At 41.7% G+C, this 26656-nt stretch carries 21 protein-coding genes and 1 pseudogene; 15 read left to right on the forward strand and 7 right to left on the reverse strand.

Going from position 1 to position 26656, the window contains the following annotated elements; genetic code table 11:
* The 10 genes from DYE66_RS07005 to queF all read left to right on the forward strand — a co-directional run bounded on the left by DYE66_RS07005 (position 1) and on the right by queF (position 12085).
* Positions 1 to 1728: an ABC transporter ATP-binding protein gene (locus DYE66_RS07005; RefSeq protein WP_002998008.1), complete on the forward strand. Its 1728-nt coding sequence runs from the start codon at positions 1 to 3 to the stop codon at positions 1726 to 1728.
* Entirely contained in the window at positions 1725 to 3449 is a 1725-nt protein-coding gene (locus DYE66_RS07010) for an ABC transporter ATP-binding protein (RefSeq protein WP_115325053.1), read from the forward strand. Before DYE66_RS07005 ends, DYE66_RS07010 begins: the two co-directional genes overlap by 4 nt.
* A 438-nt stretch (positions 3450 to 3887) precedes the next feature.
* Positions 3888 to 3968: a CAT RNA binding domain-containing protein gene (locus DYE66_RS11205; protein ID WP_115325054.1), complete on the forward strand. Its 81-nt coding sequence runs from the start codon at positions 3888 to 3890 to the stop codon at positions 3966 to 3968.
* 1097 nt (positions 3969 to 5065) lie between these two features.
* The gene (gene trmFO, locus DYE66_RS07025) at positions 5066 to 6397 is read left to right on the forward strand and encodes a methylenetetrahydrofolate--tRNA-(uracil(54)-C(5))-methyltransferase (FADH(2)-oxidizing) TrmFO (protein WP_002998386.1); all 1332 of its coding nucleotides are present in this window, start codon (positions 5066 to 5068) and stop codon (positions 6395 to 6397) included.
* A gap of 547 nt (positions 6398 to 6944) precedes the next feature.
* Positions 6945 to 8087 (forward strand): AI-2E family transporter, encoded by a 1143-nt coding sequence (locus DYE66_RS07030; RefSeq protein WP_044123768.1) that lies wholly within the window; start codon positions 6945 to 6947, stop codon positions 8085 to 8087.
* Between the two features lie 438 nt (positions 8088 to 8525).
* Positions 8526 to 9152: a hypothetical protein gene (locus tag DYE66_RS07035; RefSeq protein ID WP_019787781.1), complete on the forward strand. Its 627-nt coding sequence runs from the start codon at positions 8526 to 8528 to the stop codon at positions 9150 to 9152.
* 541 nt (positions 9153 to 9693) lie between these two features.
* Complete coding sequence (gene queC / locus DYE66_RS07040) at positions 9694 to 10347, forward strand: 7-cyano-7-deazaguanine synthase QueC (RefSeq protein ID WP_115325055.1); 654 nt, start codon at positions 9694 to 9696, stop codon at positions 10345 to 10347.
* On the forward strand, positions 10347 to 10793 hold the full coding sequence (gene queD / locus DYE66_RS07045) for a 6-carboxytetrahydropterin synthase QueD (protein WP_115325056.1): 447 nt from the start codon (positions 10347 to 10349) through the stop codon (positions 10791 to 10793). The genes queC and queD overlap by 1 nt, the downstream gene beginning before the upstream one ends.
* Positions 10790 to 11506 carry a 7-carboxy-7-deazaguanine synthase QueE gene (gene queE / locus DYE66_RS07050; protein ID WP_115325057.1) on the forward strand — a complete coding sequence of 239 codons (717 nt, stop codon included), beginning with the start codon at positions 10790 to 10792 and terminating at the stop codon, positions 11504 to 11506. Before queD ends, queE begins: the two co-directional genes overlap by 4 nt.
* Positions 11507 to 11590: 84 nt before the next feature.
* Positions 11591 to 12085 (forward strand): preQ(1) synthase, encoded by a 495-nt coding sequence (gene queF / locus DYE66_RS07055; RefSeq protein WP_115325058.1) that lies wholly within the window; start codon positions 11591 to 11593, stop codon positions 12083 to 12085.
* A gap of 145 nt (positions 12086 to 12230) precedes the next feature.
* On the opposite strand, the gene xerS is transcribed toward queF, so the two are convergent.
* The 4 genes from xerS to DYE66_RS07075 form a co-directional block, all read right to left on the reverse strand.
* A complete protein-coding gene (xerS, locus tag DYE66_RS07060; protein ID WP_019782409.1) occupies positions 12231 to 13301 on the reverse strand; it encodes a tyrosine recombinase XerS in 1071 nt (356 codons plus the stop codon).
* A 312-nt stretch (positions 13302 to 13613) separates the two neighbouring features.
* The gene (locus DYE66_RS07065) at positions 13614 to 13862 is read right to left on the reverse strand and encodes a hypothetical protein (RefSeq protein WP_002997864.1); all 249 of its coding nucleotides are present in this window, start codon (positions 13860 to 13862) and stop codon (positions 13614 to 13616) included.
* Between the two features lie 67 nt (positions 13863 to 13929).
* Complete coding sequence (gene ffh, locus DYE66_RS07070) at positions 13930 to 15504, reverse strand: signal recognition particle protein (protein WP_002998300.1); 1575 nt, start codon at positions 15502 to 15504, stop codon at positions 13930 to 13932.
* 25 nt (positions 15505 to 15529) lie between these two features.
* Entirely contained in the window at positions 15530 to 15862 is a 333-nt protein-coding gene (locus DYE66_RS07075) for a putative DNA-binding protein (RefSeq protein WP_002998425.1), read from the reverse strand.
* A gap of 167 nt (positions 15863 to 16029) precedes the next feature.
* Between DYE66_RS07075 and DYE66_RS07080 the strand changes: the two genes are divergently transcribed.
* On the forward strand, positions 16030 to 16791 hold the full coding sequence (locus DYE66_RS07080) for an alpha/beta hydrolase (protein WP_002998485.1): 762 nt from the start codon (positions 16030 to 16032) through the stop codon (positions 16789 to 16791).
* Positions 16792 to 17307: 516 nt separating this feature from the next.
* Here the strand turns inward: DYE66_RS07080 and DYE66_RS07085 are convergent.
* Both DYE66_RS07085 and DYE66_RS07090 read right to left on the reverse strand, forming a co-directional pair.
* Positions 17308 to 18006 carry a GntR family transcriptional regulator gene (locus DYE66_RS07085; protein ID WP_002997775.1) on the reverse strand — a complete coding sequence of 233 codons (699 nt, stop codon included), beginning with the start codon at positions 18004 to 18006 and terminating at the stop codon, positions 17308 to 17310.
* Positions 18007 to 18133: 127 nt separating this feature from the next.
* The gene (locus tag DYE66_RS07090) at positions 18134 to 19672 is read right to left on the reverse strand and encodes a hypothetical protein (protein WP_002998036.1); all 1539 of its coding nucleotides are present in this window, start codon (positions 19670 to 19672) and stop codon (positions 18134 to 18136) included.
* Positions 19673 to 19845: 173 nt separating this feature from the next.
* Between DYE66_RS07090 and guaA the strand changes: the two genes are divergently transcribed.
* The 3 genes and pseudogenes from guaA to DYE66_RS07105 all read left to right on the forward strand — a co-directional run bounded on the left by guaA (position 19846) and on the right by DYE66_RS07105 (position 24056).
* The gene (guaA, locus tag DYE66_RS07095) at positions 19846 to 21399 is read left to right on the forward strand and encodes a glutamine-hydrolyzing GMP synthase (RefSeq protein WP_002998024.1); all 1554 of its coding nucleotides are present in this window, start codon (positions 19846 to 19848) and stop codon (positions 21397 to 21399) included.
* 168 nt (positions 21400 to 21567) lie between these two features.
* The gene (locus DYE66_RS07100; protein ID WP_115325059.1) at positions 21568 to 22743 is read left to right on the forward strand and encodes an ATP-binding protein; all 1176 of its coding nucleotides are present in this window, start codon (positions 21568 to 21570) and stop codon (positions 22741 to 22743) included.
* A gap of 225 nt (positions 22744 to 22968) precedes the next feature.
* Positions 22969 to 24056, forward strand: a pseudogene (locus DYE66_RS07105) (IS256 family transposase).
* A gap of 114 nt (positions 24057 to 24170) precedes the next feature.
* On the opposite strand, the gene DYE66_RS07110 reads toward DYE66_RS07105, so the two are convergent.
* Positions 24171 to 25925, reverse strand: coding sequence for a helix-turn-helix domain-containing protein (locus DYE66_RS07110; RefSeq protein WP_115325060.1), 1755 nt, complete (start codon positions 25923 to 25925; stop codon positions 24171 to 24173).
* Between the two features lie 280 nt (positions 25926 to 26205).
* Between DYE66_RS07110 and DYE66_RS07115 the strand changes: the two genes are divergently transcribed.
* Positions 26206 to 26640 carry a sigma-70 RNA polymerase sigma factor region 4 domain-containing protein gene (locus DYE66_RS07115; protein ID WP_002998364.1) on the forward strand — a complete coding sequence of 145 codons (435 nt, stop codon included), beginning with the start codon at positions 26206 to 26208 and terminating at the stop codon, positions 26638 to 26640.
* Positions 26641 to 26656 lie beyond the last annotated feature (16 nt).

Genomic DNA, 26656 nt, shown 5'->3' on the forward strand with positions numbered 1-26656 from the left:
ATGAAAGATTTACTAAAATATTTCCGAGGCTATATCAAGCAAACCTTCCTAGGCCCTCTTTTTAAACTTTTAGAAGCCAGCCTTGAATTGCTGGTTCCAATTATTATAGCTAGGATAGTCGACAAGGCCATTCCTCATAAGGACACTACTCACCTCCTTATGATGATAGGCCTTTTGGTCTGCCTTGCTATTTTTGGGGTTCTGGTCTCTATTACAGCTCAATATTATTCATCCAAAGCAGCAGTAGGCTACACCAAGCAATTGACCAAGGACCTTTATAAGAAAATTATGAAGCTCCCCAAGGAGAGTCGGGATTGCCTAACGACAGCTAGCTTGGTCACTCGTCTTTCCAGCGATACCTACCAGATTCAGACGGGGATTAACCAATTTCTGAGGCTCTTTTTGCGAGCACCTATCATTGTCTTTGGCTCAGTCATTATGGCCTACCTGCTTAGTCCCAAGATTACCATCTGGTTTGCCATCATGGTGGTCCTCCTTTTTCTCTTGATCTATATCATGTCTCGTCTGGTCAATCCTCTCTATCTGGTCATCCGCAAATTGACCGATAAGCTGGTTAGCAAGATCCGTGAGCAGTTGGAAGGGATGCAGGTCATCCGAGCCTTTGGTCAGATTGAGCGGGTCAAGCAGGAGTTTGCAGATCTCAATCAGAGCTACACCAAAGCCCAAATTCGGACAGGCTTTCTATCCAGTTTGGTCAGTCCGTTGACCTTTCTGATTGTCAATGGGACGCTGGTCGTGGTCATCTGGCAGGGGAATCTGGCCATTGGTGATAACCTTCTGACCCAGGGGTCTCTGATTGCCCTGGTCAATTATCTGCTCAATATTCTGGCCGAATTGCTCAAATTGGCCATGATGGTCACCAATCTCAACCAGAGCTTCATCAGTGCCCGCCGGGTTCAGGAAGTTTTCGAGCAAAAGCAGGAAAATCTTAACGATAGTATTGACCTACTAAAGGCTGATAAGAAAGAAGTCTTGACCATTTCCGACATGACCTTTACCTATCCGACAGCGGCCAGACCCTCTCTTAATGATATTTCTCTGAGCCTGGATCAAGGCCAGACTCTGGGGGTTATCGGCGGTACTGGTTCTGGGAAATCGACCCTGGTTCAGCTTATCCTGAGCCTCTATCGTGCTCAGGAAGGCCAGTTAGCTATTTTTGAAGAAGGCCAAAGCCCAGCCAACCTAGCTCAATGGCGGGAATGGGTCGGTCTGGTTCCGCAAAAGGCCGAGCTTTTTCAAGGGACTATCCGCTCTAATTTGACCTTGGGCATGGATAGTAGTCAAGTTTCTGATGACCGGCTTTGGTGGGCCCTGGACATCGCTCAAGCCAGCGATTTCGTCAAGGAGAAGGAGCAGGGGCTGGATTCCGAGGTTAAGGAATTCGGCCGTAACTTCTCTGGCGGTCAACGGCAACGTTTGACCATCGCCAGAGCCGTCCTCAAACAGGCTCCTATCCTGATTTTGGATGACTCGACATCAGCCCTGGATTATCTGACCGAAAGCAAGTTGCTTAAGGCCATCAAATCTGAGCTCAAAATCAGCCTAATTCTAATTTCGCAACGGACCAATAGCCTTAAGTCGGCTGATAAGATTTTAGTCTTGGACAAGGGAAATCAAGTCGGTCTTGGCAGTCACCAAAGCCTCTTGGCTGATTGCCCAACCTACCAAGATATCCATTATTCGCAACACAAGGAGGACCAAGCATGAAATCATCACCATTAAAACGTTTGGTCCGAGACTTCGCCAAGCAAAAGTTCCTGCTTGCTTTGGCTCTTCTTGGTATTTGCCTACAGGTGGCTCTGACTATCTATTTGCCAATTCTGATTGGGAATGCTGTTGATGCTGTCTTGGTCCCCAATAATCGTCAACTCATCTGGGGAATTATTTTCAAGATGCTCTTGGTCATTGCTAGCAATACTTTGATTCAGTACCTCAATCCTCTGATCTATAACAAGCTAGTCTTTAGCTTTAGTCAAGATCTCCGCCAGAGGGTGATTGATAAGGTCCACGAGCTACCGATTTCAGCCCTTAGCCAATCAGTCGGTGATATGGTCAGTCGGGTGACCACTGATGTTGAGCAGCTCAACAATGGCTTGCTCATGGTCTTCAACCAATTCTTTGTTGGCCTTCTAACCATTCTGGTGGTTCTGGTTACCATGGCTAAGATTGACTGGATTATGATGCTCTTAGTCTTGCTCTTGACGCCTTTATCTCTCTTTTTGGCTCGTTTTATCGCTCGCAAGTCCTTTACCCTCTTTCAAAAGCAGACCCAATCACGGGGCCACCAAACCCAGCTGATTGAGGAAAGTCTTAATCAGGAAAGCCTGATTCACAGCTTCAATGCACAAGATGAGTTTATTGAGAATTTCATTGAGGTTAATGAAACCTATGCCGATTATTCTCAAAGCGCTATTTTCTATTCGTCAACTGTTAATCCTGCCACCCGCTTTATTAACGCCCTTATCTATGCTCTCTTGGCAGCAGTAGGGGCTCTTCGAATTATGAATGGTGCCTTTACCATTGGTCAGCTGACTACCTTTCTCAACTATGTCACTCAGTACACTAAGCCCTTCAATGATATCTCTTCAGTCCTAGCAGAACTACAAGGAGCCCTGGCCTGTACCCAACGCCTTTACCAGGTGCTAGATCAAGATAGCTTGGAAGAAACAGGTCAAGAAGTCTTGACTAGCCAACAGGTAAAAGGGCGCTTGACCTTTGACCATGTCAATTTTGGCTACACCCCCTACAAAACCTTAATCAAGGACCTTAGTATTGACATACTGGCTGCTAGTCGAGTAGCTATTGTTGGTCCTACAGGTGCAGGGAAATCTACCCTGATCAACCTCCTCATGCGTTTCTACGAGGTCAATTCTGGCCAAATCCTCTTGGATGGCCATCCGACGACCGACTACACACGCGAAAGTCTGCGCAGGCAAATTGGTATGGTCCTCCAAGACACCTGGTTGCAGGAAGCGACCATCCACGACAATATCGCCTTTGGTCACCCAAATGCCACCCGGGAATTGGTCATAGAAGCTGCTAAGGCTGCCAATGCAGATTTCTTCATCAAGCAATTACCTGATGGCTATGATACCTATCTGGCCGATGCAGGAGCTTCCCTATCGCAAGGTCAACGGCAACTTTTGACCATTGCTCGAATCTTTGTCGCCGTGCCTAAAATCTTGATTTTGGATGAAGCGACTTCCTCTATTGATACTAGGACTGAAAGCCTGATTCAGGATTCCTTTGAAAAGCTCATGCAAGGACGGACCAGTTTCATCATCGCCCATCGGCTGTCAACCATTCAAAACGCTGATATTATCCTGGTCATGGTTGATGGTAACATCGTCGAACATGGGAACCATCAAGAACTCATGCATGCTCAAGGCGTCTACTACAAGATACAAACAGCCCAGAGTCAGGCCTAAAAAAGAAGGCAGGAGAAGGGGCTAGCCACCATGTGGCTGTTATTGATCATGACTATGATAAGTCTTGTGGTTTTTAGGTCAATGGCTTGCGATTATTGCAGGAACCCCCAGTCATAACACTGGAACATAAGCTCAATTTGCACTGTGGCAAGGGTAAGCTTATAAGACTTAGAAACTTGCTATCGGTCTCGGTCCCGGCACAGGCACCTATCCTTTCGTGAGAACCCTTAGTCTTTCTAAAAGAAGCTCTTCGGCGGAAATAAATTAGTCAGCCAAAATTATAGTTATGTAAATATCTCTTTCTCATCTAAACTGTCCAATCAGAGGGCAGTTTTTTATTATCGGTTTGCCAACCTGCAATCGGCACATTTTTGGTGCTATTACTAATTTTAGGTTTTTCTGATAGAATAAGACTATCAAAAGAATGAAGAGGTTGGCATGAAAATTGAGCGTGTCTATAATAACAATGTTGTCCAAGTTCGGGACAATGGGCATGAAGAAATCCTTCAATTGGTGTAAGGAAGTTATCGCGACGAACGGTGATAGCCTCTACAAAGATTAATCAACCTAGTTAAACCACTAGTACCGATACTCACTTGAATCTCCCAAATAAGTACTAGTATAACCTCCCCCAATTCTACGAAGCAACAAGCGTAGAAATTTGGGGGAGTTTTTGTTAGAATTTTTAAAAGTTATTGTTGCAAAACTCGTTGAAGGGAAAATTCCATTTTGTTTAAAATTTCTACTTATTTGTCTGAAAATCCAATATTAACAACGGCTCTGATAGCCTTTCTTATCCTTGAGTTTTACTCACATTTCACCTTTTATCAGAAGTTTATTAAAATTGAGATGAAAGGTCTAAGTTGGATTTTTAGTTTAGGTTCTAGGTGCTTAACATCGAAGCAAATTGATTTAATTAGAATTCTCATCAATAGTTTAGTGGTGATTTGTCTCTATCTCACCTTAGCAAATAGTCTCTCCTTCCCGAGATTAAATGATTTGTCCCCTTACCTGCGCTTTGCTTTATTTGTAACTCTGGTTTCTAAACCAATCAACTATCTCTTTGATATATTTTTCAATCCTGGCGGTGAAAGTGATTCACACAAGAATTAACGCTCTAAAACTTTTGGTATTATTGAAAGACTGGCAATCGGATTCCTATTATTATTTAAAGCATTCGAGACCATTGGCCTGATTCTTGCAGCTAAGGCATTGGTCAGGGAAAATAAAATCAAAGGAGACGATGATTTTGCTGAATTCTACTTTATCGGAACCCTTTTTAGTTTAATTGGTGTCCTAGGTGCCTGGGCGATTTGCTTTTGGTAGGTCTCAATTATCTGCTAATTACAAGTTCAACCAAGTAAATATCCTTGGGTGGCAGAAGTCGCTTATAATGGAAAATTTTCAAAATGTCCTTTATAAGCGACATTGGTCAAAAGTAACGTTTCTTAGAAAACTCCCTCTGGCTTAAAGCCCCCACCATTTAATTGGCTAAAGTGGGGCTTTTTCAGTATAATAAAACAGTTGAAAATTTTAGAAAGTTTTGCGAGAAGGAGAAGAAGTAACTACCACAGCGGTAGCAGGTCTTTCGCTTTTTCTCATAGAGGTAGCGTGCAATGTCTCAAACTTATATCAATGTTATCGGAGCTGGTCTGGCTGGTTCCGAAGCAGCCTACCAGATTGCCAAACAAGGGATTCCTGTTAGGCTTTATGAAATGCGTGGGGTGAAGCCAACGCCCCAGCATAAGACAGCAAATTTCGCTGAATTAGTCTGTTCCAATTCTTTTCGTGGTGACAGCCTGACCAATGCTGTTGGCCTACTCAAGGAGGAAATGCGACGGCTAGATTCCATCATCATGCGAAAAGGGGAAGAGCACCGAGTGCCTGCTGGTGGAGCTATGGCAGTTGACCGTGAGGGCTACGCTCAAGCCGTAACCGATGAACTTCATAACCACCCCCTTATCCAAGTGGTCAGAGAGGAAATCACCCAAATCCCAGATGATGCCATTACCATCATTGCGACTGGTCCTCTAACCAGCGATGCCTTGGCTGAGAAAATTCACCAACTCAACGGAGGCGACGGCTTTTATTTCTATGATGCTGCGGCTCCGATTGTGGATATCGCAACGATTGACCGCAGTAAGGTTTATCTCAAATCTCGTTACGACAAGGGAGAAGCAGCCTATCTCAACTGCCCCATGACCAAGGAAGAGTTTATGGCCTTCCACAAAGCTCTGACAGAGGCGGAAGAAGCTCCGCTAAATTCATTTGAAAAGGAAAAATATTTTGAAGGCTGTATGCCCATTGAAGTCATGGCCAAGCGTGGCATCAAGACCATGCTCTACGGTCCCATGAAACCTGTCGGCCTAGAATATCCTGATGATTACCAAGGACCACGTGACGGCGATTTTAAGACGCCATATGCTGTTGTCCAACTCCGTCAGGACAATGCGGCTGGTTCTCTTTACAATATGGTTGGCTTCCAGACCCACCTCAAGTGGGGCGAGCAAAAGCGAGTCTTTCGCATGATTCCAGGTCTAGAAAATGCCGAATTTGTTCGCTATGGTGTCATGCACCGTAATTTCTATATGGATTCGCCCAATCTCTTGACCCCAACCTTCCAGTCTAAAAAACAGGCCAATCTCTTCTTTGCCGGTCAGATGACAGGGGTAGAAGGCTATGTCGAATCTGCAGCTTCAGGTCTAGTGGCTGGCATCAATGCGGCCCGTCTCTTCAATGGCCAAGAGCCACTTATTTTCCCAGAGACAACAGCCATCGGAAGCTTGCCCCACTATATCACTCATACAGATAGCAAGCACTTCCAACCCATGAATGTTAACTTTGGGATTATCAAGGAATTGGAAAGCCCCCGCATCCGAGATAAGAAGGAGCGCTACGAAAAAATTGTCCAAAGAGCTCTTGCGGACCTGGCCGAAATTACTTTCTAATACTCAATGAAAATCGAAAGATCCGAGGCAAGGAGCAATGACATCAAGTCACTAAAGTGACTGATGTCGGCAGTAGGTGTTGGCTATCTTTGCGCCCCAGCAAGACAGCTAGTCACCCTTGCTGTGGGGGTAGTAAGACAGTCCGGTGGGCTGTCTTAGCCGACACCTTAAAATAAAAAGGGGGGAGGTGACAAAGGTTTTGACATCTGTCAAAGCCCTTCTGTCTTACTCCCAAACGGCAATCTTCATGGCGATTGCCTAGCTCCCTTACTAACTCCACAAAGTTGGTGAAATATCGACCAAGTTTGAGTATAAGACTGGCTGAGGACTGTTAGAAGTTTCTTTTCAAAGACCAGAAATTCATCCGCCAAGTCAACATCCCAAATGGTCGCGGACGAGGACGATCGTTATAACATTTTGTCACTACAATTAAGGAGGAAAGAAAAATCCAAGGCCTAGACCTGATGATTTTGACTTTGCTCCTTTTCTTTGGCCAAAGACTGAAGAGGCCTTGAGCCAACCAGCTTTTTGGGCTATAATAGGGACTATGAAATTAACAAAAAGACACTATGGCTATCTTTTTCTGGTGATAGCCCTCATCTATGCCACAATTAATTATTGGTCTTTGGGGCAATCCATCCTCATGACCATTTACAAGGCCAGTATGCCCTTTGTTGCTGGAGCTGGCCTCGCTTATGTGGTGAATATTGTTATGTCAGGCTATGAGCACCTGATGAAAAAGATATTCCGTCGGGATATTCCAGGTAAGAGAGCCCTTAGCTTAATCCTATCTTACCTGACCTTCGTCATCGTCATTTTCCTGATTTTTTCCATTGTTCTGCCGGATTTGATTAATAGTCTGAAGGCCTTGGTATCCATTGATATCGAAGGTTTAGGAAAACTGGTCAACAATGTCCAGAAGGACTCTAATGTCCAGAGATTCATGCGCTATTTCGATATTGATTTGAATAAGAATGTCTCCCACCTCCTGAATCAGTATAATCGGCAAATCTCGACAACGGTTATCGGTATTCTTACCAACCTCCTGACTTCGGTAACTAACCTCGCATCAGGCCTCATTTCCCTCTTTATTAGCCTAGTCTTTTCAATTTATGTTTTGGCTGGCAAGGAGAAACTGGGACGACAAGGCAATATGCTGGTCCATGCCTATCTTCCTCATTATGAAAAGAAGTTTCATTATGTCCGAAAGGTCGCTCACGAGAGCTTTCACGGCTTCTTTGTGGGACAGACCTTAGAAGCCAGCATCCTGGGCAGTCTTTGTGCATTGGGCATGCTGATTTTTAAGATTCCTTATCCTGGTACCATTGGTATCTTGGTTGGCTTTACAGCCCTCATTCCCGTTATCGGACCCTATATTGGCCTTTCCATTGGTGCTATTCTAATAGCCACCCAATCTGTTCCTCAGGCTATCTTCTTTGTTATCTATCTCATTATTCTCCAACAATTTGAAGGAAACCTTATCTATCCCCGCGTTGTCGGACATTCCATCGGCCTGCCACCTATGTGGGTAATCTTGGCCATCACCATCGGAGCCTCGTTCTGGGGCGTCTTAGGCCTCCTGATTGCTGTACCATCAGCCGCCACCATTTACAAACTCATCAGAAATCAAGTTTATACCAAAAAGGCTCGAGAAACTGAGCAGAAAAAAGAGCAAGACTTGTCTTCCTGAAAGACCTTCTAGTAAGGTCTTCAATAGCTCGATTGCAGAGCGATGAGAAAACTACCTTAAGACGACTTAACGCTCTTATCCGTTAATAGAAGCATAGACTTCATTATATGATACTACGTTTGCCCAGCTTTATCGGTTGGGCAAACGTAGTTAGTGAGAAAGTTGGTATCTTAACCCTAGTCACAGGATTTTAAGGTCAGCACCTTCGTGTAATTAAGGTTTATTATTTGAATTGCGACACGGAGTTGAAGGAGTCGATAATACTCCTTCAGCGAAGTTAGTAAGGGAGGTAGGCAGACCACCCATAGTGGCTGCCTTAGGACACCAAGTGCTTTAACCCTTTAGCACTTAGGTGGACATCCTCCCTTGTAACCCCTTTCCTAATGGCTTTAATCATGTTATAATAGGTTAAGATTTTCTAAGAAAGTTGGAAAAATAATGTCACAAAGAAAGAAAAACATTTTACAACGTCTTTTGGTTATCTTAGTTTTACTAGTTTCCATAGGACTCTTTGCTTGGCTCTGCCTGGAAGTCTGGCATATCAAGACTTTGGCCGAAAATTTAGGGGTTCATTTTACTAATCAAAGAGGTAAATTAACTGAGTTGGACAACCCAGTACAAAAGCTAATTTTCATCTTTGCGGGTTGGCTCGTCTTACAAGTCGTCTTCTTCATTGGTCTTTTAAGACATTTCTTTAGCTCAACAAGAAACGACAGCGAGCGTGGTAGTCGCAGAGCAGAAACTCAACGGTCTCGCCACTACGACCTTGATAAAGACGATGACAACAATAACGACGAAGCTACTAGCCGTCGTCGCCATCGTAGTGAAGAGAAGGAGAGGGACGAAGATGAAGATCCATCCCCTAGACATAGAGAAGAAAGCCCCAAACGGCGTCAAGTCTCAACAGACCTGGATTTCGATGATGAGGACAAGGAGGATAAACCTTCCGAAACCATCAAAATAGAACTAAACACGCCTAACTCAGTAGCAGATTCTGACCAGGATGAAGATTATCTGGAAGTTCCAAAACCAGTCGGTCGTCGTTCTCGTAAGGATCGCCGTTAAAAAACAGTTAAAAAGACGGACTAAAGTTCGGCTTTTTCTATAGCTCTTATTGAAGCGAGCCAAAATGGCGAAGCTGAATTTAGAGCCTTGATCCAGATTGGGCAAAGACGAAAACGATGCTCCTGATTAACTTAACTTCAGCAAAGCAAAGCTTAGAATCGTTGCCCCAGATAGAGCGGTAGCGAGAGCCAGGTTCTGCTAATTTTTTGTCTTCTCATCGCTAGTCCTAAAGTTGTAATCGTTTCATGAAAACAATAATTCCCAGACCACCATTTCAAGAAACTTGAAATATTCGGCTCATCATGCTAAGATGGGGAAGCACAAATACTGATGTTTGGGAAAAGCCATCACTAAAAAAAACCGGCCTAGCCTCAAGAAGAATAAAAGCATTCCTAACGATTTATCTTAGGGTTCTTAAATCTTCTAGGCCTTAGGTTAGCAGAAAGCTCCTTTTGATTTTTATCAAATGCGAGTAAGAATTTAGTGGCTTTTACCCTTGGGTAAGGGCTTTTTCTTATGCAACAAATACTTGGAGGAAACTATGAAACGTCAATCTGCCCTGGTCGTCTTCTCTGGCGGTCAGGATTCAACCACCTGTCTCTTCTGGGCTCTCAAGCACTATGACCACGTTGAAGCTGTCACCTTCGCTTACGGTCAACGCCACAGTCATGAAGTAGAAGTAGCCAAAGGTATCGCTAAGGATCTAGAAATTGAGCATCAGGTTCTTGATATGTCTCTTTTAGGACAAATCACTAATAACGCCCTGACTTCTGATATGGAAATCGAGGCCCAAGAAGGCCAAGTTCCCAATACCTTTGTTGATGGTCGTAACCATCTCTTTCTCTCTTTTGCGGCCATTCTGGCCAAGCAAAAAGGGATTAGTGACATCGTCACGGGTGTCTGTGAGACTGACTTTTCAGGCTATCCCGATTGCCGAGATGCCTTTGTCAAGTCTCTCAATGTCACCCTCAATCTGGCCATGGGTTATAATTTTGTGATTCAAACGCCTCTCATGTGGTTGGATAAGTCAGAAACCTGGGAATTGGCTGATCAACTAGGGGCTTTCGATTACGTCAAAGACAAAACCCTAACCTGTTACAATGGCATCATGGGAGCAGGCTGTGGTGAGTGCCCAGCCTGCAAACTCCGTCAACATGGTCTTGATACCTATCTAGCTAGAAGAGGTGAGGCCTGATGTTTTTAGCACCCAAAGAAATCAAGGAAGAAATTCCCAACAAATCCCTAGTCTACACTCCAAAAAGGGTCTTAGTTTCTAAGGAATTCACCTTTGATGCTGCCCACCATCTCTTTCACTACGCAGGCAAGTGCAAGTCACTTCACGGTCACACCTATCGCCTGCAGATTGCTATCAGCGGAATGCTCGACGAGCGTGGCATGGTCTTTGACTTTGCTGACCTCAAAATTATCTATAAGGAGCATTTAGAGCCCCATCTGGACCATCGTTATCTCAACGAGAGTCTGCCTTATATGAATACGACCGCAGAGAATATGGTTTACTGGATTTACAAAACGTTCGAGGCCAACTTAAGTCAAATTCGAGGTCTGCGCATGGAATCCGTTCGTCTCTATGAGACCCCAAGTTCCTATGCCGAATTTAGAAGGGAATGGGACCTAGAATGAGAAAAAAACGTGAGCTCAAGCTCCCCATTCTGGAAATATTCGGACCAACATTTCAAGGAGAAGGCCGTGCCATTGGTCAAAAGACCATGTTTATCCGAACAGGCGGCTGCGATTATCATTGTGACTGGTGCGACTCTGCCTTTGCTTGGGATGGCTCTGAGAAAGCCACCCCTATGACCAGCGACCAAGTCATCGCCGAATTAGACAAGCTAGGAACCTATGATTATGTCACCCTGTCTGGTGGTAATCCTTGCCTGCAGGCTGCCAACATGGAAGAATTAGTCCACAAGCTCAAATCACGTGGTGTCATCCTAGCTGTTGAGACTCAAGGCTCACGTTGGCAAGACTGGCTCTTGGACATTGACCAGGTGACCTTGAGCCCCAAGCCACCTTCCAGCAAGATGGAAGTCAACATGGAAACCCTAGACTTTATTGTTGGTAAACTCGATTCTAGCAAGGTCACCTACAAGATTCCTATTTTTAACGATGACGATCTAGCCTTTGCCAAGATGATTCAAGCCCGTTATAATCCCGATGTCCTTTATCTATCGGTTGGTAATCCCGAACCAAAGGCTGAAGGCGACATTGTCCGCCATCAATTAGACCGCCTCCAGGCCCTCTGGGATAAGGTAGCCAAGGATGATAGTTGGGGAAATGTCCGAGTTCTCCCCCAACTCCATACCCTAGTTTACGACAACCAAAGAGGGGTCTAAGCCTATCTAGTTCTTAGCTCGAGGCATTGCCAACCCCATCACCATTACAACACCATACACCATCAAACAGAAAGAAGCAGTAGCATGACCCAAAATGACCAAGACATGAAAGATTTAACCTTGCTAGGCAATCAGCAGATTCCTTATGTTTTTGACTATGACCCAAGTATTTTAGAGTCCTTTCAAAACCGTCATCAGGACAACGATTTTTTCATCAAATTCAACTGTCCGGAATTTACCTCACTTTGCCCCATCACCGGGCAACCAGACTTTGCCACCATCTATATTTCCTACATTCCTGACCAACTCTGTGTTGAGTCCAAGTCCCTCAAGCTTTATCTCTTTTCCTACCGCAACCATGGGGATTTCCATGAAAATTGCATCAATACCATCGGCAAAGACTTGGTAGACCTGCTCAAGCCTCGTTACCTAGAAGTTTGGGGTAAATTCACTCCCCGCGGTGGCATCTCTATCGACCCCTATTATAATTATGGTCGCCCTGACACCAAATACCAAGAAATGGCCAATTATCGCCTAATGAATCACGACCTCTATCCAGAAACCATTAATAATCGTTAAAAAAGTCAATTAGACTAACTCGAGACTGCAATTTAAATGAGAACGTAGTTCCTACCTAAAACGATGTTAGATAGAAAAAATCCTACAGTTGATGTGGCTGTAAGATTAACTTTTGTGTGAATATTTACATAATCATATTTACGCTTTATAGATTATCTAGGGCATTCTTTTGCTCGTCGTTAACAATGTGGGTGTAGAGGTCGGTGACCTGAGTAGAAGCATGACCGAGTTGATGGCTGACTAGAACTTGTGATTTGGTCGCATCATAAAGGCGAGTAGCTAGCGTATGTCGAAGCTTGTGGGGAGTGACACGAATTTTGAAGTTTTGAGAATATTTTCCAACCATTTTTTCGATACTAGAGGCATCAATGCGATTGGGAACCCCGCGGTATTCCGAGAGGAAGAGGGCGACATCGCCTTTTTCAGCCTTGTAACGGCTCTTGCGCACCTTGAGGTAACCTTCTAGATAGGGTTTGGCGAAACTAGCCACATTGACCGAATCCCGTTTACCTCCTTTTCGAGTAACCTCAATAACCATCATATTGAGATTGACATCCTTCAGATCCAGATTAACGGCCTCAGAGAGACGAACACCAGAGGCCAGCAGTAGGGCAATGATGGCTAAATCACGTTCCTTATTTTTTCGGAAAGATGATTTGGCTCGATTAGAAAGCTTGCCTTCATATTCCTTATCAACATAGTCCAAAAACTCCATGGTTTCATCGTCCAGAAAGAGCTTTTGCTTAATGTTTTCCGCACGAGCCGCCAAGGTTTCTTTTTTCTTCTTGGTCGCCACCTTTTTCATAACATTGCGATAAAAATAGGGTTCTCCATTGTCGTTTTCAACCTCCTCGGTCAAATACTTATAGAGACTGGACAGAGCGGATAAGGTGCGATTGATGGTGGTCTGCGAGACACCATTTTTGGTCGAATAGGTATTGAGCGAAGGTCTTTCTCGCAAATAGAGGACAAAGGCCTCCATGTCTTTCTTAGACAGATGCTCAAGCACCTGAAGGGGAATGTCAGCTAAATTCTTGGCATCTGTCAAATCAGCATCTATGAGCCACTCAAAGAATCGTCGATATTCCTTGAGATATTCATAGAGGGTCGTAAAACTATAGGGGACTGAAAGCTTGGATTGGTAATAATCCAGCACATACCAAGGCATGACAGCCTTAAGTTCCTCAATTTTTTCTAGCAGTAACTCACGTCTCATATTTTTCTCCCAACAAGGGCCTCGAAAGGGCCGATTTTCTATAATGATAGTATAGCACAGGTCTATCTTTCTTTCAAGAAAATTACAGTTTTTCGGAAAGATGATAAGGGGAATTTTCGAAAGGGCTAGATAGGCTGAAATTCATAAGCTCATTGACATTAAGAACCTTTTAGTTTAAAAAACGCAACAATTAGAAGGGTTGCGAGCTTCACCATCACATCTCCTCGCAGGAAACTTTCTTTTTCTCATTCAAAAACTGCCTGAAGATATTCAGACAGTTTATCACTCTAAATTTGGTAAATCTATGTATTTTTAGGCTGGATAAATCATCAGGCCTTTTTTCCTGTTGAAATAGACATCAACCTTGTATTTTTCCATCAAGGCAATTATAAATACCTTTAAACGATTAGACGCATTTCTCTTGAGCGAGGACCAAGCATATCTTCCTAATCCTTTTAGAATTTTATAGAGGCCTTGTGAGACACGTTTGCTAGAATCTAGGGCCTGTTGCCAATTGATTTCTCTTTCGTTAAATTGTTCCTTATTTGTTTGATTCATCATACTTCTTATTTCCACAAAACAAGGGAAGCTAGTGCCAAAGAGTGGCTAACTTCCCTAAATAAAACTCCTATTTCTTCTTCCCACGTTTTTTCTTGGCTTTTTTAATTTTATTAGCTTGGCGCTTCATGGCTTGATTCATCGCGAATTGGCCGATTTTACCCTTGAGGCCACCACCCATCATCTGACTCATGTCCGGCATACCAGCCCCACCTAAGGCAGACAAATCAGGCATGCCATTTCCGCCCATCATACCTTCTAAGGCTGACATATCCATACCACCTGGGGCATTTTTTGGGAGATTATTGGGATCCAAGCCCATTTGCTTCATGGCCTTGCTCATATCGCCATTCATAACCCCCTGCATCATGCCCTTGGCACGGTTAAAGTCCTTGATGAACTTATTGACCTCAACAAAGCTATTACCAGAGCCCGAGGCAATCCGTCGGCGACGACTAGGGTTAAGAAGGTCGGGATTTTCCCTCTCCTCTGGCGTCATTGATGAGACAATGGCCCGCTTGCGCGCGATATCCTTCTCGTCTACCTTGATATTGCTGAGGGCGGGATTACCAGCCATACCCGGAATCATCTTGAGGAGGTCTTCCATAGGGCCCATGTTTTGTACCTGATCCAACTGCTCGATAAAGTCGTTGAAATCAAAGGTGTTTTCCCGCATTTTCTCAGCAATTTCAGCTGAGCGCTTCTCATCGTAGTCCTGACTGGCTTTCTCAATCAGGGTCAGCAGGTCTCCCATGCCCAGGATACGGCTGGACATCCGATCAGGGTGGAAGGTTTCGATGTCAGTGATTTTTTCACCTGTACCGGTGAATTTAATGGGACGACCAGTAATTTGTCGAACCGATAGGGCGGCACCACCGCGGGTATCCCCATCAATCTTGGTTAAAACAACCCCAGTAATATCTAATTGTTGGTTGAATTCACGAGCGACATTGGCCGCCTCTTGACCAATCATGGAATCAACAACCAAAAGAATTTCATTGGGTTGGGCTAGTTCCTTGACATCCCGCAATTCCTGCATGAGGGTCTCATCAATTTGCAGACGACCAGCCGTATCAATCAGGACATAGTCATTGCGGTTTTCACGAGCTTGGGCCAAACCATTTTTGACGATTTCAGTCGCAGGAACATCTGTTCCCATATCAAAGACAGGGACAGAGATTTGCTGACCAAGAGTTTTTAATTGGTCGATTGCTGCAGGCCGATAAATATCGGCAGCAATCATTAAGGGACGGGCATTTTCTTCCTTGACCAATTTGTTGGCTAATTTCCCAGCAAAGGTGGTTTTACCTGCCCCCTGGAGACCAATCATCATGATGATGGTTGGAATCTTAGGAGATTTCTCAATTTCAGCTGTTTCCGAACCCAAGACCGCCGTCAGTTCTTCATTGACAATCTTGATGATTTGTTGGGTCGGATCCAAAGTGTCGATGATTTCATGTCCAACAGCCCGCTCTCGAACCCGTTTAATGAAGTCCTTAACGACTGGTAAAGCTACATCGGCTTCCAACAGGGCCAGGCGAATCTCCTTGGTGACCTCTTGAACATCTTTTTCCGAGAGCTTCTTCTTGCCACGAATATTTTTAAAGACGCCTTGTAAACGTTCGGTTAAACTTTCAAAAGCCATTTTTTATCTCTTCCTTACTGTCTTTTTAATCTCGATTATCAATACTGGTCAAAAGAGAAATATTTTCCTGCAAATAGCTGTCTTCGGGATATTTCTCCAAAATACTATCGAAAATCTGACTGCGAACGATATAGTCAGAGTACATATGGAGCTTGCGCTCATAGTCTTCCAGAATTTTTTCCGTCCGCTTGATATTATCGTAAACCGCCTGGCGACTGACACCGAATTCCTCAGCAATTTCAGCCAAGCTATAGTCATCAGCATAATAAAGCTCAATATAATTCATCTGCTTATCCGTCAAAAGTGGCGCATAGAATTCAAATAGAGCATTCATGCGGTTGGTTTTTTCAATTTCCATAAGCTTCATTATATCAAAAAATTCAGCGATTTTATAGCTGAAAATCAGGAATGTTTGGCCAATTCTAATCCTCCTAACAAAGCAACTCTTAAACTTGTCTTGAGGCGAAAAATTCACTATAATGACTTTAATCCAGCAAGTCTTAACTTCAGGAGGAAAATGAAGAAATGATTGAATATTACGATGCCTACTTTCCTGCTATCAATCAAACACGAAAATTGCATATCTACCTACCCGATGACTATTATGATAGTGAGAACTCCTACCCTGTCACCTACTTCTTTGATGGTCAGAACCTCTTCTTTGACCAGATGGCGACCTATGGTAAGTCTTGGGGACTTTATGACTTCTTAGAAAACTGGCCCAAGAAGATGATTGTCGTTGGTCTTGAATGTGGCCACCAAGGTAATGAGCGTTTATCTGAGTATAGTCCTTACGATATTGATTCAGATTTCTTTGGTGGCCATGTTGATGGCCGTGGCAAAGAAACGATGGAATGGTTGGTCAATGATGTAAAGCCCTATATTGATAGCCACTACCGCACCTATCCATTTAGAGAGGCGACAGGAATCGCTGGCTCTTCCATGGGTGGTCTTATGGTCATTTATGCCTTGGCTAGATACAATGCTGTTTTCTCCAAGGCTGCCTGTCTTTCATCAGCAATTCTAGGAAATTTAGAGGCCGATGTCCGAGCTTCTTCGATTGACTCCGATACCCGCATTTATCTGTCTTGGGGAAGCCAGGAAGCTGGACCGAGTCAGGGAGGAAAATGGGAAAGTCGGGCGGCCAGGGCTAATCTCTCCATCGAAACCGCCTTTCAAGAACAGAAGGCTACCACCTATGTCTATTGTCAAGACGGAGGCCGTCACCAGGAAGCTGACTGGGAAAAACAGGTCCCAATCTTTATGGACTTTCTCTGGATGCAGTAATAAAAGTTCTTTGAAAATCGACAAAAACAACATAGATATATTTATGTAAAAGAGGGCGGGGACAAAAATCGTGATTTCGGAGAAATCAATTTACCTCACTCCTTAATTTCAAGGTTCAAGAGAGCTCAGCAGTTGCTATTTTGCGAACTACTGAGCTCTCTTTACTAAGGTTTCCCATTCAAACTATCATCGAGTTTGAACGGATCTGTCGCGGGAAGTCTATCTAGTCCATCCCCAGACTATCCTCGCTTTCTCATCTCAAGGCTCGGGATAAAAAGGTACACTGAACCTTTTTATTTCCCGTCTCCACACAGTTGATTTTGGTTTTCTCCAAGGGGCTCCCAGACCCTTGGACTTATCCCTGCCTAGCAAGGGATAAGGACCTTATCGCTGTTTCACCGGCATGTGAGTGACTAAGCACTAAAGTGTCAGGTCACTCGTCACAAATCAACCACTGCGTCAATGTGTCCAATGTTGAAAAAGTAACGAGGCTAGGACTTTTGGTCCCAACCTCGTTTAATTATTCTCTAAATAAAATTCAAATCTTCCGGCCACGTATTGACTGCGAACATATTCAAAAGCCGTTCCGTCTTCTAAATAAGAGGTTTGGGTCAGGGCTAGTATGGCATGTCCCTCTTCGATGGCCAGCTCCTGGGTAATCTCTGGATTAACAATTTTAGCAGAAATAATTTGTTGACTCTTACCGATACTATAGCCATGCTGAGTTAGGGTTTGAAAAAAGTGATTGGTCACTTCTTCTCTTGCAAAGTTGCGAATAAGTTTTTCGGGGATACTGGTTACCTCGTAAACGACAGGAATCTTATCCGCATAACGAACTCGCTCCATCCGAACGATATAAGATTTGGGAGTTACGCCTAGATGACGGATTTCCTGCTCGTTAGGGTAGCTTCTTTCATAAGAAATAAGCTTGCTCGAAGGCTCCTTTCCCTGGGCTTTGATAATTTCGGTGAAGCTTGTCGTTCCTCGTATTTTTTCTTGAACACGTTGACTGGCCACGTAGGTGCCACTCCCCACGCGTCTTTCTAAAATACCTTCATCAACTAGGAGGGTAATGGCCTGACGTAGGGTCATTCGGCTGACTTGAAATTGGTCAGACAGATCTCGCTCGCTAGGCAGCCGACTGCCAATTTTCCAGACTCCTTGATCGATTTCATCCTTGATACTATCATGAATCCGAATATAGGCTGGTAACATAGTATTCTCCTCTTTTGTCTATACCAATATTGTAGCATTTTTCATAAGAAAATAGCAGGACAAATTCACTTAGCCTGCTATTATTTTAATCGTTTTATTCATCTTATATGACTGAGGATATCAGCATTTAATTCGTCGTATTGCCATAGACAGAGGTTGAAGAGGCTTCTGTGAAATGGACTGGTTTAAACATCCAATTGGTATCCTGGTGGAAACGACTGGTCAAAGTTGAGGTAAAGGTATTACCAGTCACAACCACGTTGCTAACGTCGCCTGAGTGTTGGCCCAGGCTAGCCCCGTAGGCGATAACTTTCCCAGACTTATCCTTGTAGGGGATGAAGGAATTACCCGTTACGCTGATATTACTGGTCATAACCTTGTTAGGGTTGTAGCTGGAATAGTTGGGATCAATACCCTGTAGGATTTTCCCATCCCATTCCCCCTTGTTGTCAGAGGTGTCAAATTGAATAGCCTCGGCATAGACATCATGGTCGCTAGCGACCTGGGACATCTCTGTCTTATCGGTCAACTCTGGAGCATAACCTTCGAAGGTATTTCCACTAAAGGTCGAATTTTGTAGGCCTCCCAGGTCAAAAATATGGCTGCCCATCTTGTGAACCATGGTAAAGGTGTTATTGGCGATATCCCAATTGCTACCGTGATTGGCCATAATCATGAAGTGGTCACCCTTAGTGAGGTCCTTGGCTTGGATAGTAATATCTCGCATGGTAAAATTTTGCACACCATCGGTAGCTCCTGGTCCCGTCGCAAAGGCAAACCAATACTCGGTCCCATCAACGATTAGTTTGGTATTATCGCCCCGAATCTGGGTATCTGAAGCCAGGGTTACATACTCAGACTGGGGATTCTGGCTTCCGACTGTATAGTTGCCACTCGGTAGGCCAAGGATAGTTCCTGGATTATCCTTAGCATAGTTGAAGGCATCTTCCAGAATTTTATTATTTTGGCTAGCGGAATTGGATTCCTTCAAGCCGACATGATATATATCATTGAGACTTGATTCACCAACGTTATAGACCTTGGTCCCATCATCAAAACTCAAGTCATATTTGTAGCCACCACCAGAGGAATAATTATAGTCAACCGCCATGACCTTAGCCGCCTCCAAGCGGAAGTCGCTGAGATTATAGCCGTCCAAGTCGGTTTGGGCAGATTGGCTAACCTGAATGGTCGTACTCTTCTTGAATTTAGCGTCTGGTGCCTTGCTCAAGTCAGATTCCTTAACACCATTGATACTGTCGCCGTTGGAAAATTTGATGGAATAGGTCATGACAGATTTTCCATCTTTTGTGTCAACCTGGTCATCTGACTTGACCTTACCAATCCAGTTTTGATAGTTGGTCAGGTCCTTACCAGCGATAGACTTGCTAGCTTGACCGGAAATCTGAACCTTTTCATCCGATTGGAACTTAGGTTGCAAGTTTTCTGAACCAATTTGCAAGTGACTGGCAATACCTTGGACATCCTTTTTAAGCACACCGAAACTATGGGTGGCAGCAAGAAGAATGATAACCGCTAGGATAAGAACTCCTAAGGCAATCAATTCCTGAGGTCGGAAAAGTCCCTTCTGGTTTTTCTCTCTGAGTAGAGTCTCCTTACGACTCCCCTTTATCTTTTTATTTTGAGGTGGCAATTCTTTACGCATGGCTCCTATTATACCATAGAATGACCAGCTAGAATAGGGACTATTTACAGGAATTCCGCTGAATTTTCATGTGGTTTTTTCATTTCTAATTTCAAGTGCACTTCCCTATAAAGTGTGTTACAATGGACTTGATAATCAGTCGGTTGGACCGACAAAAATGGAAAGGATTATTGATGACTGAATTTAACAACCTTGAGAGAATCATCGTATTAGACTACGGTAGTCAATACAATCAATTGATTGCACGCCGTATCCGTGAAATTGGTGTGTTCTCTGAACTTAAAAGTCATAAAATTACTGCTCAACAAGTTAAGAAAATCAAGCCCCTTGGGATTATCCTCTCAGGTGGTCCCAACTCTGTTTATACAGAGGATTCTTTCGGGATTGACGAGGAAATTTTCAATCTTGGTATTCCAGTACTAGGAATTTGCTATGGTATGCAATTGCTAACTGACCGTCTGGGGGGCAAGGTGGTGCCTGCTGGTCAAACCGGAAACAGTGAGTATGGTCAATCCACTCTCAACCTGCGCCAAGAATCAGCCTTGTTTGCTCATACTCCTAATGAACAGGTTGTTCTGATGAGTCATGGCGATGCTGTCACTGAGATTCCTCAAGGCTTCCACCTAGTTGGCGACTCTGCTGACTGCCCTTATGCTGCTATCGAAAATACCGACCGCAAGATTTATGGCATCCAGTTCCACCCAGAAGTTCGCCACTCGGTTTACGGCAATGATATTTTACACAATTTCGCTCTAAATATCTGCGGGGCCAAGGGCGACTGGTCTATGGATAATTTCATTGAGATGGAAATCGTCAAAATCCGCCAAACTGTCGGAGATAGAAAAGTGCTTCTCGGTCTATCAGGTGGGGTTGATTCTTCTGTCGTCGGTGTCCTTCTGCAAAAGGCCATTGGTGACCAATTAACCTGTATTTTTGTGGACCATGGTTTACTTCGCAAAAACGAAGGCGACCAGGTCATGAATATGCTGGGTGGTAACTTCGGCCTCAATATCATCCGTGTAGATGCTTCTGAGCGTTTTCTTAAACTCCTAGCGGGTGTTGATGATCCAGAGAAAAAGCGGAAAATTATCGGGAATGAATTTGTCTATGTTTTCGATGATGAAGCCAGCAAGCTTAAGGGAGTTGACTTCCTTGCTCAAGGGACCCTCTATACGGACATTATCGAGTCAGGAACCGAAACCGCCCAAACCATCAAATCCCACCACAATGTCGGTGGCCTGCCAGAAGATATGCAGTTTCAATTGATTGAGCCCCTCGACACCCTCTTTAAGGATGAGGTCAGGGCTCTAGGAACTGCTCTGGGTATGCCAGATGAGATTGTTTGGCGCCAACCCTTCCCTGGTCCAGGTCTGGCTATCCGGGTTATGGGTGACATTACCGCTGAGAAGTTGGAAACCGTCCGCGAATCCGATGCCATCTTGCGAGAAGAAATCGCCAAGGCTGGCCTACAGCGTGATGTCTGGCAGTACTTTACCGTTAATACCGGTGTCCGTTCCGTCGGAGTCATGGGTGATAGTCGCACCTACGACTACACTATCGCTATCCGCGCTATCACTTCTATCGATGGCATGACAGCCGACTTTGCCCAACTTCCTTGGGAAGTCCTCAAGAAAATTTCCACCCGCATCGTCAATGAGGTAGACCACGTCAACCGTATCGTCTACGATATCACCAGCAAACCACCAGCAACCGTTGAGTGGGAATAATATATAAGAGTAACTTTGGCTAAGAAACCTTGATTTAACAGTATTTTAGACATTATAAATAGTGTGAAAATGAGATAAAATTCTTTGGATTGTCTCCAAAGTGTCTCCAAAAGAAGCTTTTAGTTTGAAAGTTTCTTTTTTGTTTAAAGAATATGGAAGGAATGATATATGACCTCTTCTACTGCTGTACTTGATTATTTGAAATTACCTGAAGATGAGTATCATGATTTCAAACAAAGATGGCATAATGATAATTCAGAACTTGTGCGTGATATTTTAAATTTTGTTAATACAATTCATCATGATGATTGTTACATCTTTTTCGGAGTAGCTGACGACGGTACTATTATTGGTGTAAATGAGGATATTAATCGGAAAGATAGTGAAACTTTGACTGATTTACTTCATAAACTATATTTATCGACAAATAGTCAAATTAAGGTAGAAGTTGATACTCAATTAATTGAAGACAAAGAGATTGATATCTTAACTATCTTTAATACTAATTTGGTTCCTATTTATCCAACGAAAGAATATAAACCAAAAGGAACTAAGGGATTAAGTGCTGGTTTAGTGTACTCCAGAAATGGTGCGATTAATACACCTAGAAATGAATCAACTTCTTTTGAGAAACTAAATTCATTATTTAAAAAATATAATAAAATGGATACTTCGATTCAAGAACGATATAAACAGGTATTAACAGATAATAAGAATTGGTCATATATCGAAAATGATGAAGGAACGTTTTTTATCTATAACTTAAATCCAGATTTCTATATGAGATTTTACGTCGATACTCAAAACCGTTATCAGGTAGAGGCATATAGTCTAAATCAAATGGATTGTAAAATCAGTTGGTATATACTTGAAATTAGATACAGACATCTGACGATTTTTGAACGATTGTTAAATTTTTTAGATGGAGGGAGGGTATTGATTCCTAGTCCTAATTTGACTTCTTTTGAAAGTTGGGACAGAGGAGGAAGCTATTATTATATTTTCAAAGATTCTTTAGATTATTTATTATTAACATTTTTAGCTGTGGTATTTCCAATGATTAATAGCTACTCCTTGCAGAGGTTTAAAGAAAGTATTGTGATATTAGAAAACAAAGAAGTACAAAAGAGATTGCATGCTAAAGTAAACTCTATTTATTCATTACAACAAATTCAAGAGTTAACTACTGCTTCTGATGTCGATAGTTATTATGAACAACACATCGCAGGAAAAATCTCCGATATAAGTATAAGTGAAATGAGTCATATGCTAAGACAAAAGAAAATAACAGATTTATTAAATCATACTCTCACTGAGAAGTTCAACAAGTCATTAGATAATTAAATATCTTATTCGAAATATCAAAAAAAGGAATCCAAGAGTTTTAAATTCTTTGGATTCCTTTTTATATTAGTTGATTTATTTATAACAAGTTTAGTCTATTATCTTTACCTTCTCTTCATTCGTTATAAAATTATTTGGTAGTGTAAAATAAGTTGTGTAAACACAAAAAGGAATAAATCCGTTATAGTAGAGTTGCGAAACATTACTAGAAAGAGATTTATTCCTATGACACAGTTTCGCACAGAATTGCTTAACTTCCTAGCCCAAAAGCAAGATATTGATGGATTTTTCCGTACTTCTCTTGAAACAGCTATGAATGACCTGCTTCAAGCAGAGTTATCAGCTTTTTTAGGTTATGAGCCCTAAGATAAAGTAGGCTATAATTCTGGGAATAGTCGTAACGGAACCTATGCACGGAAATTTGAAACCAAATATGGGACTGTTCAGTTAACTATTCCAAGAGATCGTAATGGAAACTTTAGTCCAGCTTTGATCCCTGCTTATGGACGTCGAGATGACCACTTGGAAGAGATGGTTATCAAACTCTATCAAACCGGTGTAACGACTCGAGAAATTAGTGACATCATCGAGCGAATGTATGGTCATCACTATAATCCTGCCAAAATTTCTAATATCTCAAAAGCAACTCAGGAGAGTGTCGTTGATTTTCATGAGCGAAGCTTAGAAGCCAATTACTCTGTTTTATTTCTTGATGGAACCTATCTTCCATTAAGACGTGGAACCGTTAGTAAAGAATGTATTCTTATCGCACTTGGCATTACACCAGAAGGCTGTTCTTGGATATGAAATCGCCCCAAATGAAAACAATGCTTCTTGGTCCACCCTGTTAGACAAGCTTCAAAACCAAGGCATCCAACAGGTTTCTCTTGTAGGGACCGATGGCTTCAAGGGGCTTGAACAGATGATCAGTCAGGCTTACCCATTAGCTAAGCAACAACGTTGCTTCATTCATATTAGTCGAAATTTGGCTAGTAAGGTGACGCGATCTGATCGGGCAGTTATTCTGGAGCAATTTAAAATGATTTATCGTGATGGAAAGTTTGGAGAATGCGGACAATCTTTTAACTTTTTATCAGTTTCCCTACCAAATTTGGCACAGCATTTATTCGACAAACTGCATTGAGTCTCTCAACAAAGAAATCAAACGTCAAACGAAAAAGAAGGTTCTTTTTCCCAACGAGGAGGCTCTGGAACGTTACTTAGTTACTTTGTATTATAATTTCAAGCAAAGTCAACGCATCCATAATGGGTTTGGCCAATGTTCTGACAGACTTGAAACCTTATTTGATTAACACTCCGTAACTGAACTGCACCCCAAAAGTTAGATTTTTCTGTCTAACTTTTGGGGTGCAGTTCAAACTCTACTTGAGTGTTTACACAAAATTATTGACAGTATCAATTGTTTATCAAAAAATGTAACTAGGGTACTTTTTTTGGAATTCTTTCACGGTGTTGTAAAGCCTTGTGATTTCTCTAAGTTTATCAAATTCTCCATCACTTTCATTATATTGTTTTGTGAACATAAAGTATGAATCATTAAATAAAACTTCTTCGAATATTTTTTCGCCATCTTTTATATATTGCACCAGTTCAAAAATTGCTTTATCTGAAATTTTTTCATTCATTTCTGAAACTTCTTCAAAAATTCGATGTAATTCCTCGCTTAACAATTTATAATCAATTTCTAAAGTTTTCCAAATGCTTGTCAAATTCTTACCATAAATTTTATCAGCTGGACGAAGGTCGAAATTAGGTTGAGACACTTTGTATATAATCAAATCCCAAAACTGATTATAGAAAGCTTCGAGAACATCAATTGAATTATCCTCTTTTCGTACACTCAAACCATTACATAAATTTCTACACTGTTGTCTGATAAAACCTTCAGAATCGAATTTATCTTTTGCATTTTCAAAGATTTTTTTAACAGCTACATTATCTTTAGAATCTATCTGAATTTTCATAAATAAGAGTAGGTCGTAATTTTTTAAAACAGAATCCCTTACGTTATCAAAAGTTGCTCCGTAATTGATAAAATTATCCAATTGCTTGAAACCATCATCTACTTCTTTCGCAATATTTTTAAAATCTTCTTTACTCTTCAACTCAAAATTTACTGACGAAACACACTTATAACTTTCTACTTCTTCACTACTAATTTGTTTATGTATCCAATTTTGAAATTCTTCATCGTTATTTAAATATGTAAATGATTTATAAAACATCATTAGACAATCTCTAAAGAATATTCTTTTAATTTCTTCAAAATCTTCATAAAAATTATTATTTTCATAATCATATTTTATTAGGTGCCTAAACTTAATTATATTAACTTCTAATCGTTCAGTTTTCCCCCATCGTTTTATCAACTCTTTAATATGTTTAAAGTACGTCCGTTCAAATTCAAGTAAAACGTTACTATATTTTGGAGTATCGATAAATATACTTTGAAATCTACTCAGGTCAAATGTGTAACTACTGAAGGGAGCATCGATTTCAGGATTAAATAATTTTCCTATTTGCTTTAAATTAGCTTGTGATGGATAATCTTTTCCACTCTTCCACCTAGAAATTTGTGCTTCACTAACACCAATTAGTTTTGCAAGCCTTTTTTGAATAGCATTTTTTTCATCAGTATCTAAATCAAAACCTATTAGTTTTAGCGATTGTAAAGAATCTAAAAATTCTCTTTTTTGATTTCCATTGAGAATTAAATAATCTGATTCTTCTGTTGCATATTCTTGGTTATATGACTTAGAAACTGTAGTTAAAAATTCAATAAAGTTCGAAAAATTCTTATGGAATGTTTTTCTCCTATTAATATCAAGAGATTTATGAATCCTTATATCACATTCCATACTTTCTTTCTGCATATACACTATTAATTGACTATCAATTTCTTCCATAAGCTGTTCAAATACCGTTAAAGTTTCTCTATTGAGAGAAAGATTAATATTATAATTCTTTTTAAAATTTTGAAGAAATTTATAGAATTTATCGAGTAGTTCAAAAGTAGGCTTTGAATTTCCTTTTCTCCAATTGGCAAGTGTATTTTTCGAAAAATTTAATTCTTTTGTAAGTTCTTTAGTCGTAATGCTAAAGTCCTTTTTTATTTGTATTAAAAATTCATTTAACAATTTACTAAATTTTGTTTCTTTCATATTTGGATTATATCAAAAATCCCATCGATTTTAAAATTGCCTAATTTGTAGTTTTTCTAATTGCTATTATTGATATCGAAGAAGTTAATTCTTCAAAAAAAATAAATATCGTTCTAATTGATGCGCATCAAGTGGACGGATTGAAACTTAAGTATAGATACATCAAACAGATGCTTTCTATCTTCTTAGTTTCGCCGTTTCTTTGATGTGCTTTTTTTCGTGCTCTCATTCGGCTGGCTAGTGTGTTTCTAATCCATCCAAGGACGGGAAGGAACATAATATGGCTAATAAAGTCGAGAACAAACGAAATGCAAACATTACTAAAGCTGTTAAAGCTGGTGACTGGTCTAGTGTAGATAAGTTGCTCAGTCAGCCATTTGAAAATCTAAAACGTAAAGACAAGGATTACAGTCTATCTAGCCTCAATGCTGAAGTACAGACTGAGGGAGAATATACAGAAGTTATGGATTTATATGCTGACAATACCTTCAATCCCATTGAAGAACTGCTAATAAAAGAGCGTAATGAGCGCCTTTACAATGCTCTTTCAAAACTTTCTGAAGATGACCGCCATATCTTCTTAGCGATCACATTACATGGTACTTCTGCCCTTCAGTTGACACAAGAAACTAAGTATAAAAGTCATAAGACTGTTCAAAGTCATTATCTAAAGGCTTTGGAAGCATTAAAAGATGAGCTAAAAAATTATTTTTAAATTTTTTGACAGGAAA

The organism is Streptococcus downei MFe28 (genome assembly GCF_900459175.1).
In the GTDB taxonomy this organism is placed as follows: domain Bacteria; phylum Bacillota; class Bacilli; order Lactobacillales; family Streptococcaceae; genus Streptococcus; species Streptococcus downei.

Bases quoted from the DNA above. Each gene is read 5' to 3' on its own strand.
- DYE66_RS07005 (WP_002998008.1), top strand. From the start codon at position 1: ATGAAAGATTTACTAAAATATTTCCGAGGCTATATCAAGCAAACCTTC.
- DYE66_RS07010 (WP_115325053.1), top strand. From the start codon at position 1,725: ATGAAATCATCACCATTAAAACGTTTGGTCCGAGACTTCGCCAAGCAA.
- DYE66_RS11205 (WP_115325054.1), top strand. From the start codon at position 3,888: ATGAAAATTGAGCGTGTCTATAATAACAATGTTGTCCAAGTTCGGGAC.
- trmFO (WP_002998386.1), top strand. From the start codon at position 5,066: ATGTCTCAAACTTATATCAATGTTATCGGAGCTGGTCTGGCTGGTTCC.
- DYE66_RS07030 (WP_044123768.1), top strand. From the start codon at position 6,945: ATGAAATTAACAAAAAGACACTATGGCTATCTTTTTCTGGTGATAGCC.
- DYE66_RS07035 (WP_019787781.1), top strand. From the start codon at position 8,526: ATGTCACAAAGAAAGAAAAACATTTTACAACGTCTTTTGGTTATCTTA.
- queC (WP_115325055.1), top strand. From the start codon at position 9,694: ATGAAACGTCAATCTGCCCTGGTCGTCTTCTCTGGCGGTCAGGATTCA.
- queD (WP_115325056.1), top strand. From the start codon at position 10,347: ATGTTTTTAGCACCCAAAGAAATCAAGGAAGAAATTCCCAACAAATCC.
- queE (WP_115325057.1), top strand. From the start codon at position 10,790: ATGAGAAAAAAACGTGAGCTCAAGCTCCCCATTCTGGAAATATTCGGA.
- queF (WP_115325058.1), top strand. From the start codon at position 11,591: ATGACCCAAAATGACCAAGACATGAAAGATTTAACCTTGCTAGGCAAT.
- xerS (WP_019782409.1), bottom strand. From the start codon at position 13,301: ATGAGACGTGAGTTACTGCTAGAAAAAATTGAGGAACTTAAGGCTGTC.
- DYE66_RS07065 (WP_002997864.1), bottom strand. From the start codon at position 13,862: ATGATGAATCAAACAAATAAGGAACAATTTAACGAAAGAGAAATCAAT.
- ffh (WP_002998300.1), bottom strand. From the start codon at position 15,504: ATGGCTTTTGAAAGTTTAACCGAACGTTTACAAGGCGTCTTTAAAAAT.
- DYE66_RS07075 (WP_002998425.1), bottom strand. From the start codon at position 15,862: ATGGAAATTGAAAAAACCAACCGCATGAATGCTCTATTTGAATTCTAT.
- DYE66_RS07080 (WP_002998485.1), top strand. From the start codon at position 16,030: ATGATTGAATATTACGATGCCTACTTTCCTGCTATCAATCAAACACGA.
- DYE66_RS07085 (WP_002997775.1), bottom strand. From the start codon at position 18,006: ATGTTACCAGCCTATATTCGGATTCATGATAGTATCAAGGATGAAATC.
- DYE66_RS07090 (WP_002998036.1), bottom strand. From the start codon at position 19,672: ATGCGTAAAGAATTGCCACCTCAAAATAAAAAGATAAAGGGGAGTCGT.
- guaA (WP_002998024.1), top strand. From the start codon at position 19,846: ATGACTGAATTTAACAACCTTGAGAGAATCATCGTATTAGACTACGGT.
- DYE66_RS07100 (WP_115325059.1), top strand. From the start codon at position 21,568: ATGACCTCTTCTACTGCTGTACTTGATTATTTGAAATTACCTGAAGAT.
- DYE66_RS07110 (WP_115325060.1), bottom strand. From the start codon at position 25,925: ATGAAAGAAACAAAATTTAGTAAATTGTTAAATGAATTTTTAATACAA.
- DYE66_RS07115 (WP_002998364.1), top strand. From the start codon at position 26,206: ATGGCTAATAAAGTCGAGAACAAACGAAATGCAAACATTACTAAAGCT.